At 69.7% G+C, this 11,209-nt stretch carries 13 protein-coding genes; 4 read left to right on the plus strand and 9 right to left on the minus strand.

Annotated features, from left to right (window positions below; all coding sequences use genetic code 11):
- Together ACOADB_RS07945 and ACOADB_RS07950 are read left to right on the plus strand one after the other, a co-directional pair.
- Positions 1-796 (plus strand): S1 RNA-binding domain-containing protein (locus ACOADB_RS07945; RefSeq protein WP_378597421.1); only part of this gene is annotated, 796 nt, incomplete at its 5' end.
- Entirely contained in the window at positions 793-2,160 is a 1,368-nt protein-coding gene (locus ACOADB_RS07950; protein WP_378597422.1) for a M16 family metallopeptidase, read from the plus strand. The genes ACOADB_RS07945 and ACOADB_RS07950, both read left to right, overlap by 4 nt.
- Here the strand turns inward: ACOADB_RS07950 and ACOADB_RS07955 are convergent.
- The gene (locus tag ACOADB_RS07955; RefSeq protein ID WP_378597423.1) at positions 2,157-3,944 is read right to left on the minus strand and encodes a BCCT family transporter; all 1,788 of its coding nucleotides are present in this window, start codon (positions 3,942-3,944) and stop codon (positions 2,157-2,159) included. The two genes, ACOADB_RS07950 and ACOADB_RS07955, sit on opposite strands and share 4 nt — an antisense overlap.
- A gap of 241 nt (positions 3,945-4,185) precedes the next feature.
- Positions 4,186-4,701 (minus strand): class I SAM-dependent methyltransferase, encoded by a 516-nt coding sequence (locus tag ACOADB_RS07960; protein ID WP_378597424.1) that lies wholly within the window; start codon positions 4,699-4,701, stop codon positions 4,186-4,188.
- A gap of 51 nt (positions 4,702-4,752) precedes the next feature.
- Between ACOADB_RS07960 and dapB the strand changes: the two genes are divergently transcribed.
- On the plus strand, positions 4,753-5,544 hold the full coding sequence (dapB, locus tag ACOADB_RS07965; protein ID WP_378597425.1) for a 4-hydroxy-tetrahydrodipicolinate reductase: 792 nt from the start codon (positions 4,753-4,755) through the stop codon (positions 5,542-5,544).
- A gap of 131 nt (positions 5,545-5,675) precedes the next feature.
- Here the strand turns inward: dapB and ACOADB_RS07970 are convergent, their stop codons facing one another.
- From ACOADB_RS07970 to ACOADB_RS07980, 3 genes are read right to left on the minus strand one after another with little or no spacing between them, the layout of a single operon-like run.
- The gene (locus tag ACOADB_RS07970; RefSeq protein ID WP_378597426.1) at positions 5,676-5,981 is read right to left on the minus strand and encodes an AzlD domain-containing protein; all 306 of its coding nucleotides are present in this window, start codon (positions 5,979-5,981) and stop codon (positions 5,676-5,678) included.
- Entirely contained in the window at positions 5,978-6,703 is a 726-nt protein-coding gene (locus ACOADB_RS07975; RefSeq protein WP_378597427.1) for an AzlC family ABC transporter permease, read from the minus strand. Before ACOADB_RS07975 ends, ACOADB_RS07970 begins: the two co-directional genes overlap by 4 nt.
- Positions 6,704-6,721: 18 nt before the next feature.
- Positions 6,722-7,261, minus strand: coding sequence for a GNAT family N-acetyltransferase (locus ACOADB_RS07980; RefSeq protein WP_378597428.1), 540 nt, complete (start codon positions 7,259-7,261; stop codon positions 6,722-6,724).
- Between the two features lie 80 nt (positions 7,262-7,341).
- Here ACOADB_RS07980 and ACOADB_RS07985 point away from each other — a divergent pair, with 80 nt between their 5' ends.
- A complete protein-coding gene (locus tag ACOADB_RS07985; protein WP_378597429.1) occupies positions 7,342-8,352 on the plus strand; it encodes an aldo/keto reductase family protein in 1,011 nt (336 codons plus the stop codon).
- Positions 8,353-8,373: 21 nt separating this feature from the next.
- Here ACOADB_RS07985 and ACOADB_RS07990 read toward each other — a convergent pair whose 3' ends face one another.
- The 4 genes from ACOADB_RS07990 to nadA are packed head-to-tail and all read right to left on the minus strand — an operon-like array spanning position 8,374 to position 11,161.
- Entirely contained in the window at positions 8,374-9,039 is a 666-nt protein-coding gene (locus tag ACOADB_RS07990; protein ID WP_378597430.1) for a hypothetical protein, read from the minus strand.
- Position 9,040: 1 nt separating this feature from the next.
- Positions 9,041-9,622 (minus strand): DUF3043 domain-containing protein, encoded by a 582-nt coding sequence (locus ACOADB_RS07995; RefSeq protein ID WP_378597431.1) that lies wholly within the window; start codon positions 9,620-9,622, stop codon positions 9,041-9,043.
- Positions 9,623-9,624: 2 nt separating this feature from the next.
- Positions 9,625-9,993: a zinc ribbon domain-containing protein YjdM gene (locus ACOADB_RS08000; RefSeq protein WP_378597432.1), complete on the minus strand. Its 369-nt coding sequence runs from the start codon at positions 9,991-9,993 to the stop codon at positions 9,625-9,627.
- Complete coding sequence (gene nadA / locus ACOADB_RS08005) at positions 9,986-11,161, minus strand: quinolinate synthase NadA (protein ID WP_378597433.1); 1,176 nt, start codon at positions 11,159-11,161, stop codon at positions 9,986-9,988. Before nadA ends, ACOADB_RS08000 begins: the two co-directional genes overlap by 8 nt.
- Positions 11,162-11,209 lie beyond the last annotated feature (48 nt).

Genomic DNA, 11,209 nt, shown 5'->3' on the forward strand with positions numbered 1-11,209 from the left:
GAAGGCCTCCGTCGCCGGTATCGCGATGGGCCTCATCTCCGGTGAGATCGACGGCAAGCTCGAGTACGTCGCGCTGACCGACATCCTCGGTGCCGAGGACGCGTTCGGCGACATGGACTTCAAGGTCGCCGGCACGAAGGAGTTCGTCACCGCTCTCCAGCTCGACACCAAGCTCGACGGCATCCCGGCCGAGGTCCTCGCGAAGGCCCTCAACCAGGCCAAGGACGCCCGTTTGGCGATCCTCGAGGTCATGGGCGAGGCCATCGACGGCCCCGAGGAGATGTCGATCCACGCGCCGCGCATCATCACGGTGAAGGTCCCCGTCGACAAGATCGGCGAGGTCATCGGCCCGAAGGGCAAGGTGATCAACCAGATCCAGGACGACACCGGTGCGACCCTGTCCATCGAGGACGACGGCACGGTCTACATCGGTGCGACCAACGGTGAAGCGGCCGAGGCCGCCCGCCAGGCGGTCAACGCGATCGCCAACCCGACCATGCCCGAGATCGGTGAGCGTTACCTCGGCACGGTCGTGAAGACGACGAACTTCGGTGCCTTCATCGCGCTGATGCCGGGCAAGGACGGGCTGCTGCACATCAGCAAGCTGCGCGCCATCGCCGGCGGCAAGCGCGTGGAGAACGTCGAGGACATCGTCTCCGTCGGTCAGAAGCTCCAGGTCGAGATCGCCGAGATCGACGACCGCGGCAAGCTCTCCCTGATCCCCGTCGTCGAGGAGGCTGCCTCGACCGAGGACGCCGCCGAGGGCACGGACGCTGCGGAGTCCGAGGACGCGTGAGCAACAAGCTCGACACGACGGCCGGTCAGCGCAACGCTGACCGGCCGTCGGCCGTTTCCCGCGCTTCGACGCGCACGCTCGAGACCGTTCGCGACGACGCCGGCCAGGTGACCTCCCTGGTACGACGTACGCAGCTCGCGTCCGGCCTGCGCATCGTCACCGAGCAGATGGCCGGGGCCCGGTCCGCCGCGCTCGGTGTGTGGATCGGCGTCGGCTCGCGCGACGAGACCGCGACGACCCACGGCGCCTCGCACTTCCTCGAGCACCTGCTGTTCAAGGGCACGGGGGAGCGCACCGCGCTGGACATCTCGATCGAGCTCGACGCCGTCGGTGGGGAGTTCAACGCCTTCACGGCCAAGGAGTACACCTGCTTCCACGCGCGGGTGCTGTCCGATGACTTGCCGCTCGCGGTGGACGTCGTCGGCGACATGATCACCGGGTCCCTGATCGAGGGTCACGACGTCGACGCCGAGCGTGACGTCATCCTCGACGAGATCGCGATGCACGACGACGACCCCGACGACGTCGTACAGAACCTCCTGGCGGAGCTGGCCTGGGGCGCCGAGTCGCCGTTGGGCCGCCCGATCGCCGGCACCGCCGGCTCGATCGAGGCCATGAAGCCTGCGCAGATCAAGCGTTTCTACCGCAGGCACTACGTGCCTGCGAACACCGTCATCTCCGTGGCCGGAGCGGTCGACCACAACGCAGTCGTGAAGGCGATCAAGAAGGCCTTCTCGCGCCACGGCTGGCTCGACGTGCAGGCCGCGCCCGAGCCGCCGCGCGCGGTTGCCGTCCGCAGCCGGCCGCAGGTCTCCGGCGGGTCCGGCCAGGTCGAGCGCCCCTTCGAGCAGGTCAACGTCGTCATCGGCCGCGAGGGCCTGGCCCGCGACGACGACCGCCGTTTCGCGCTGGGCGTGCTCAACACCGCCCTGGGTGGTGGCACGTCGAGCCGCCTCTTCCAGGAGGTCCGTGAGCAGCGCGGGCTGGCCTACTCGGTCTACTCCTTCGCGAGCCACTACGCCGACTCGGGACTGGTGGGCGTGGCCGTCGGCTGCCTGCCCGACCGCACCGATGAGGTGCTCACGGTCGTGCGCGAGCAGCTGGACCTGATCGCCGCCGAGGGGATCAGTGCCGACGAGCTCTCTCGCGGCAAGGGACAGCTGGTGGGCGGCATGATCCTGGGCCTGGAGGACTCGGGCTCACGGATGATGCGCCTGGGCAAGAACGAGCTCGTCCATGCCGAGGTCACCGGGATCGACGAGGTCATCGCCCGGATCGAGGGCGTGACCCTGGAGCAGGTGCAGGCCGTGGCCGCCGAGGTGTTCGGACGCCCCGAGCTGCTCGCGGTGGTCGGCCCGGCCTAACGAAGCGCGACCGGCTCGGTCCCGGTGGCCTCGGCCTCGGACTCGGTCGGCTCGGGCTCGGTCGGCTCGGCCAGTTCGACCGTGAACGCGAAGTCGTCCCCGTGCTCGGTGACGCCGGCGATCACGGCCTGCTCGATCGCTTCTTCGCCGTAACGACGGCGCACGACCAGCGGGTCGTTGCGCAGGTCGGCCATCAGCGCGACCGCGAGGCCGATCACGATGAGCACGAACGGCAGCGCAGCGACGATGGTGATGGTCTGCAGCCCCTGGAGTGCGTCCGATCCGCCCGCGAGCAGCATCACCGCCGCGACCGCGCCGGTGGCCACGCCCCAGAAGATGACGACCCGACGTCGCGGCTCGGTCGTGCCGCGTTCGGAAAGGCTGCCCATCACGATGGAGGCGGCGTCCGCGCCGGAGACGAAGAAGATCGCGACCAGCACCATGACGAGCACGCTGGCGGCGGTGGCCAGCGGGAAGGCGTCGAGGGTGCTGAACAGCTGGGCCTCGAGCCCGTCGGCGCCGGCGATGTCGGTTCCCTTGTCCTGCAGGTCGATGGCGGTGCCGCCCAGGACGCAGAACCACAGGACGCTGACGACGCTGGGGACGAGGAGGACGCCGGTCACGAACTGGCGGATGGTGCGCCCGCGCGAGATCCGCGCGATGAACATGCCGACGAACGGGGTCCAGGAGAGCCACCAGGCCCAGTAGAAGACCGTCCACGTGCCCAGCCAGTCCGCCGTGTCCTGGCCCTCGGCGCCGGTCCGGGCGGCCATCATGGCGAGGTCCTGGGCGTAGCTGCCGATCGACGTCGGCACCAGGTTGAGGATGAAGACGGTCGGTCCGACGACGAACACGAACAGGGCCAGCACGACGGCGAGCACCATGTTGGTGTTCGACAACCACTGGATGCCCCTGGCGACGCCTGACACGGCCGACAACACGAACGCGGCGGTCAGGACGGCGATGATGCCGACGAGCGCGCCGTTGCCGAGCGGGCCGACGCCACCGACGATCTCCAGGCCGCTGCTGATCTGCAACGCACCGAGACCGAGCGAGGTGGCCGAGCCGAAGAGGGTCGCGAAGATCGCGAACATGTCGATGAGCTTCCCGGCGGGGCCTTCTGCATGGCGACCCAGGATCGGGGCGAACGCCGCCGAGATCAGCTGGACGCGGCCCTTGCGGTAGACGCCGTACGCGATCGCGAGGCCGACCACGGCGTAGATCGCCCACGGGTGGAGCGTCCAGTGGAACATGGTCGTGGCCATGGCGGTCTGCGCAGTGGCGTCCGCATTGCCCTCGGTGCCCGGGGGAGGCGTCGCGTAGTGCGAGAGCGGTTCGGAGACGCCGTAGAACATCAGGCCGATGCCCATCCCGGCGCTGAACATCATGGCGATCCAGGACACCGTCCTGAACTCGGGCTCTTCGTCGTCGCGGCCGAGCGGGATGGCGCCGTACTTGCTCATCGCGAGCCAGATGACGAAGACGACGAAGCCACTGGTGACCAGCACGAAGAGCCAGCCGGTGTTCGTCAGCACCCAGCTCAGGGCCTGGTCCGAGGCGTTGCCCAGGGACGTGGTGCTGGTGAGGCCCCACAGGACGAATGCCACGCTGACGGCAGCGGCGCACCCGAAGACGACCACGTCCAGGCCGCGGCGCGGCGTGGCCCCGCTCTCGATCGCCTGGTCCAGCGCCGGGTGGGGTACGACGTCCGCCGTGGGCGTCCTGATGGCATCCGCAAGGGCAGCGGCTCGGGGGTGGTTGGTCATGGGGTCGTGCTCGGTCACGTCACTCCTAGGGGTCGTGCGGCCGTCCGCCCTCGACACCGCGACCCACCGGAAAGGGGCGATTCAACGCCACACCGATCCAGGAAATGGTCCGCCGGATCATGCTCCGCGGACACGGCAAGGTCTGCCCGAGAACAGGCAACATGCACCAGCAGGTTAACCAGACCTGCCCCCCGCTTGGCCAATCCTCGCCCGCGTGGAGTCATCCCGGCCGCCGGTCGAAACCGGCGCCCGGGAGGGGTCACCTGCGCCCGATGATTCCGATCACGGGGGGTTGCTTCGAGTCGACGATGTAGACGCGGAAGCCCCCGTCGCGCAACTGCTCGGAGGTCTTGGCCAGCATGTCGGGGACGTGCTCGGGCTTGCTGGTGTCGAAGAACAGCTGCACCGAACCACCGGGCATCAGTCGCTCGTGGAGGAGGGCGATCTCCTCGGCGGCGTCACGCACCCAGAAGAGGTGCACGTCGAACGCGAACACCTTCGTCAGTCGCTTGACCGGCACGCGGAGCGTCGCCAGGTCGATCTGGCGAACCGTCAGCTTTCCGGCCTCGATGTGCTCAGCGCAACGGGCCTTCGTGCGGTCCACGCCGGCCTCGGAGCGGTCGATGGCAAACATCTTGCCGCGGCCCTCGAGTCGACGGCAGATGAGGTCGGCGGCGGCTCCGGAACCGCATCCGATCTCCAGCACGTGGTCGTTGGGCTGGACGTCCATGAAATCCACCGCCCATCGGATCCGGGCCGGGATCTTGTTCACCATGGGGGTCAGCCTGCCAGAACGTGGGCCCGGGTGACGCACTACCTTGGTCTCGTGGCTTCACGTGTCGCTGAGAACGCAGCAGAAGGACGGTCCGAGGGACGCCTCCAGGTCGGGGTGCTCGGTGCCCGCGGCAAGGTCGGTGCCGAGGTGGTGACGGCCGTCGAGGGCGCCCCGGACGTCGACTTCACCGTCGGTGTCGACCAGGGTGATCCGATCGAGGCGCTGACCGAGTCCGGCACCCAGGTCGTGGTCGACTTCACCCATCCCGACGTGGTGATGGACAACCTGCGCTACTGCATCGAGCACGGCATCCACGCCGTCGTCGGTACGACGGGATTCGATGACGCGCGTCTCGAGACCCTGCGCGGGTGGCTCGCCGACAGCCCCGGCACGGGCGTGCTGATCGCCCCGAACTTCTCGATCGGCGCGATCTTGATGATGCGGTTCTCTGCCATCGCCGCGCCGTTCTTCGAGTCGGTCGAGGTCATCGAGCTCCACCACCCGACGAAGGCCGACGCGCCGAGCGGCACCGCCGGTCGTACGGCGGAACTGATCGCCGCCGCGCGCCGGGCTGCCGGGAGCGCGCCGATCCCCGACGCCACGAGTACCGGAATCGAGGCGGCCCGTGGGGCCGACGTCGACGGCGTCCGGGTCCACAGCCTGCGCATCCGCGGCCTGGTCGCCCACCAGGAGGTTGTGCTCGGTGGCGTCGGGGAGACCCTCACCATCCGCCACGATTCCCTGGACCGGGTTTCGTTCACCCCGGGCGTGTTGACCGGCGTACGCAAGATCGCGTCGTACCCCGGCTTGACCGTGGGACTCGAGCACTTCCTCGACCTCTGACCACGAAGTGCGCCTGATGGGTGCACGAAGTGTGGGTAATCGGGGTCCGAGGTGTCGATTGATACCGGCTGGTTGACACCTCGAACCCCCAATTGCCACACCTCGTGGCCCCAATTGCCACACCTCGTGGGTCAGAGCAGGCGGAGCAGGGCGGCGCAGGCGGCCGAGCCGAACACCACCACCAGGAACGGCGCGCGGGCCAGCAGGAGCAGTACGGCGAGCGCGAGGGCTGCCGCGCGTGCGTCGATCGCCAGTGCGCGGCCCTCGGGAGCGGCGAGCACCTGCACGGTGACGAGGCCTGCCAGCAGGGCCACCGGGATCAGGTCCGCGATCCGTGCGACCACAGGGTTGCCCAGTACCCGTGCGGGCACCGACAGCCCCGCCAGTTTCAGCAGGTAGCAACCCACGCCTGCGCCGAGGACGGCCCACCAGATCACGCCGGCACCTCCTCAGCCGGCTCAGTGGGCTCAGTGGGCCCGTCGGGCCCGGTGCTCGACCGGGCGGTGAGGGCTCCCACCAGGACCGCCACGCCCGCCGCCACCAGCACGGGCACGCCGGCCGGGGTCACCGTGACCGCCCCCGCTGCGACCAGCGCGGCCAGGACGGCCACCGTGCGGGTCAGGGGCGTTGTCAGCCGGGGCCACAGCAGCGCGAGGAAGGCGGCGCCGACCGCGGCATCCAGGCCGAGGTCGCGGGGGTCGCCGAGCTGCTCACCTGCGACCGCGCCGGCCAGCGTCGTGAGGTTCCAGAGCACGAAGATGGTGGCGCCGGTCACGAGGAAGCCGGTGCGGGCCAGGTCGCGGTCGGCGCGGGTCACTGCCATCGCGGTCGACTCGTCGATGAGCACGTGGGCCGCGACAGCGCGTCGCCACCCGCGGTAGCCGAGCAGCGGAGCCAGACGGAGGCCGTAGAGGGTGTTGCGGGTGCCCAGGAGCAGCGCAGCGAGGGCTCCGGCCAGCGGGGTGCCTCCGGAGCCCAGTACGCCCGCCAGGGCGAACTGGGAGGCCCCGGTGAACATCAGCAGTGACAGCACACAGGTCTGTGCGACGTCGAGGCCGGACGCGACGCCCACCGCGCCGAACCCCAGCCCGTAGGTGCCCGTGGCGATGGCGACGCCCAGGCTGTCGCGAACGACCGTACGACGGGTGGAACTCTCCATGGCGACGTCGAGCGTCGCTCAGGTGAGTGAGGTGTGCAGCCGGAGCTGCTTGATGGTGCCGCCGGACTCGTCGGCGAGCTCTCGGCTCGCTCCGTCCGGGCCCCAGCCCGCGCTGGTGAGGAAGGCGCGGAGTGCGTCGTCGGTGGTCGACACCCAGCACACCGCCCGGGTGAACCGGTCGGCCTCGAGCGTGTCGGCGCAGGCCTGGAGCAGCCGTGAGCCGTGTCCGGCGCGGGTCTTCTCCGGGTCGATCGTGAACTCGACGATCTCGCCGTCCACCGCCGGGTCGGCGTCGGGGTCGCTCGCGGGGACGGTGAGCGCGAAGCCGACCACCACGTCGTGGGTCAGGGCGACCAGGGCGCGGTGCCTGGCCTCGGGCGGTCGGGACAGCGACGCGCGCCAGGACTCGGTCAGCGCATCCGGCCCGATGCCGCGGTCGTTGAGCAGCGCGGCCAGCTCGTCGTCGTACCGCTGCTGCCAGGCGCGGAGCTGGACGGCGGCGATCCCGGGGGCGTCGGCCGGCCAGCCGACCCGGACGGAGACGTCAGCAGAGACCATGCAGCCATCCTCGCAGGGTGAGCGGCAGTGCCGTCCCTCGGCGTCGTGATCGGCTTGTCCGTCGCCACTAGGGTCGAGGAATGGAGATTCGCAACCTCGGAGCGAGCGGCCTCAGGATCTCGGCCATCGCCTACGGCAACTGGCTCACCCACGGCTCGCAGGTCGAGGAGGACGCCGCACTGGCGTGCGTCCGGCAGGCCCTCACCGACGGCATCACCACCTTCGACACCGCCGACGTCTATGCCAACACGGCAGCCGAGACCGTCCTCGGCAAGGCACTCGCCGGCGAGCGCCGCGAAGGACTGGAGATCTTCACGAAGGTCTTCTGGCCGACCGGACCGGGCAAGCACAACGACCACGGCTTGTCCCGCAAGCACATCCTCGAGTCGATCGACGGGTCGCTGAAGCGACTCGGCACCGACTACGTCGACCTCTACCAGGCGCACCGGTTCGACCACGAGACGCCGCTCGAGGAGACGATGCTCGCCTTCGCCGACGTCGTCCGCTCCGGCAAGGCGCTCTACATCGGAGTCTCGGAGTGGCGGGCCGAGGAGATCCGCGCCGCCGCCGAGCTCGCCCGCGAGCTGCGCGTGCCGCTGATCTCCAACCAGCCGCAGTACTCCATGCTCTGGCGGGTCATCGAGGAGGAGGTCGTGCCGACGTCGCGCGAGCTCGGCCTCGGCCAGATCGTCTGGTCGCCCATTGCGCAGGGCGTGCTCACCGGCAAGTACCTCCCCGGCCAGCTGCCGCCCGCCGGGTCGCGCGCCACCGACACCAAGGGCGGTGCCGACAACATCGGCCGGTGGCTGAAGGACGACGTGCTCGAGCGCGTGCAGCAGTTGACGCCCATCGCCGAGGCGGCCGGGCTCTCGCTCGCGCAGCTCGCGGTTGCCTGGGTGCTGCAGAACGACAACGTCTCCGCCGCGATCATCGGTGCCAGTCGTCCCGAGCAGGTCACGGAGAACGTCAAGGCCGCCGGCGTGAAGCTCGATGCCGACACGCTTGCTGCGATCGACCGGGTGCTCGACGGTGTCGTGACGACCGACCCGAAGCTGACCCGGTCGCCCCGTCGCTCCGAGGTCCTCGGCTGACCTGCCGAGGGCGCGGGATGGTCAGCCCAGCGTGAAGGTGTAGCGGCTGGTCGGCACGAGGTCGAGGCCCTGCGTCGCGCCGAAGCGCTCGCAGCTCTCCATGAGGACCGCGAACCGCCGCTGGAACTCGGCTTCGTCGCCACCGCTGCCGTAGAAGGCGTGGTGGTCCGACATCGCGGCCATCGGGAAGAGCTCCTCCACGATGCCGGCGACGGCCGGTGCGTCGCCGGTGAGCGCCTCGAGCACGGGGTTCTGCACGTAGCCGAAGGTGCCCTGGGTGTCGATCGCGACCTGCGTGTGCCGGTCGAGCCAGTCGGCCAGCCATGCCTGCTCCGACAGGGTGTCGGGTCGCCGCAGGAAGGCGATGTTCGCCAGGGCGTCGGCCCGCTCCCCGTCCGCAACGGTGGGCGGGGGCAGGGGCTCGCGCTCGCGGACCCGCCAGAGGTCGGCGCTCGCGTCGAGCCGTCGTACGACGTCCACGAGCGAGGCGACGGAACCGTCGGTCCAGACGCTGACGACTGCCGTGATCGGCGCGCCTGGCCCGAACCGCATCGCCGGGGCCACCGCGTCGTCGTCGAGGTTCACCTGGAGGCGGGTCGCGCCGCAGGCGGCGATGTCGCCGCGGAAGGCTCCTCCTCGGAGCACGTCCCCGAGGGCCGGCGCGTGCAGTGCCGCGATGACCTTCACGTCAGCGATAGTCGTCGGGCAGGGCCTGCCCGATCTTGACCCGCGCCTTCGGCATCCGCATGAACTTCATCTGCATCGCCCGGGTCAGCGTGTAGTACGTCGTGCCCTTGAGCGGCTCCTCCGGGAAGCGCCGCTTGAGCTCGCGCCGGATCCGGAACCGCAGCACGATCATGTCGGTGACCACGAACAGCACCGTCGCGAGCAGCACGAGGCTGCTGGCCTGAACGAGGGCGGAGTTGCGCGTGTAGCCGAGGATCAGGCCGATGATCATCAGCGGGATCACCATCTCGACGATGGAGAACCGGGCGTCGACGTAGTCGCGGATGAAGCGCCGGACCGGTCCGCGGTCACGGGGCAGCAGGTATTTCTCGTCGCCGGCCTTCATGCCCTGACGAATCTTCTTGCTCTCCTCGGCCCGGAACTCGCGTTCCTTGCGCGAGGCCGCCTTGCGGTCGGTGGGCGCCTTGGCGCGGGCCCGCGCGGCGGCCTCGGCCTCCTTGCGGGTCGGGGTCGGACGACCCTTGCCACCCGGCTTCGCGACGGTCGTCTCCTCGACGACGGGGGACTTGGTGCGCTTGAACACGCTCAGGCCTTCCTGACCACACTGGACTTGAGTTGCATCGGGCCGAAGCCGTCGACCTTGGCGTCGATGTCGTGGTCGCCCACCCGCTTGGTCGGGTCGACCAGACGGATGTTGCGCACCTTCGTGCCGGCCTTGATCGGCTTCGGGGCTCCCTTGACGGGGAGGATCTTGATGATGATCACGTCGTCGCCGTCCGCCAGCGGATTGCCGTTGGCGTCGCGCACGAGGTCGGCCTCGGCTGCGGCCTGCGCCTCGGCGGCAGCCTCGGACGGTGACCACTCGTGGGCGCACTCGGGGCAGACGAGCAGGTCGCCCATCTCGTACGTGTACGGACTCGTGCACGAAGGACAGGCAGGCAGGGTGTCAGTCACGGTGGGACTTCCCCGGGAGGTCGAGCATCCGCTGCAGCGCGACGAGCGCGTCCGCCTCGGTCTGCGGGTCCACCTGGATCTGGTTCACGACGACACCTTCGACGAGGTTCTCGAGCGTCCACACGAGGTGCGCCAGGTCGATCCGGTTCATCGTCGAGCAGTAACAGACGTTGCGGTCCAGGAACATGATGTTCTTGTCCGGGTGGGCGTTCTTGAGGCGCTGCACGAGGTTGAGCTCGGTGCCGATGGCCCAGCTCGAACCAGCAGGCGCGGCCTCGATCGCCTTGATGATGTATTCGGTCGAACCCACCTGGTCGGCCTTGAGCACGACCTCGTGCTGGCACTCGGGGTGGACCAGCACGTTGAGGTCGGGCACCTTGGCGCGCAGCTCGTCGATGACGTCGGCGGAGAAGCGGCCGTGGACCGAGCAGTGGCCCTTCCACAGGATGATCTTCGCCTTGGCGAGCTCTTCTGCGGTCAGGCCGCCGTTGGCCTTGTGCGGGTTCCACACGACGCACTCGTCGAGGGCGATGCCGAGCTGCAGCACGGCGGTGTTGCGACCGAGGTGCTGGTCGGGGAGGAAGAGAACCTTCGTGCCCTCGCCCTTCTGCGCGTAGGCCCAGTCGAGCGCCACCTCGGCGTTCGACGAGGTGCACACGACGCCGCCGTTGCGGCCGCAGAACGCCTTGATGTCGGCGCTGGAGTTCATGTAGGTGACCGGGACGACGACGTCCTGGACGCCGGCCTCGGCCAGCGCAGCCCACGCCTTCTCGACCTGGGCGATCCGTGCCATGTCGGCCATCGAGCAGCCGGCCGCGAGGTCGGGCAGGATCACCCGCTGGTCGGGGCCGGTGAGGATGTCGGCGGACTCGGCCATGAAGTGCACGCCGCAGAAGACGATGAACTCGGCCTCCGGCCGGGCAGCCGCGTCGCGGGCGAGCTTGAACGAGTCACCGGTGACGTCGGCGAACTGGATGACCTCGTCGCGCTGGTAGTGGTGCCCGAGCACGAACAGGCGCTCGCCGAGCTTCTCCCGGGCGGCGCGAGCGCGCTCGACCAGGTCGGGATCGGAGGCGGCCGGCAGGTCACCGGGGCAGTCGACGCCACGCTCGGAGAGCGGGTCGGTGCCACGGCCGAGCGGCAGCAGTGGAAGGTCCACAGTGGTCATGGCCCCATCCTAGTTCCGCCACCCGATCGGCCACCCGTCGGTGCGGGG

The sequence above is a fragment of the Nocardioides sp. CPCC 206348 genome, from assembly GCF_048654705.1.
GTDB lineage: Bacteria > Actinomycetota > Actinomycetes > Propionibacteriales > Nocardioidaceae > Nocardioides.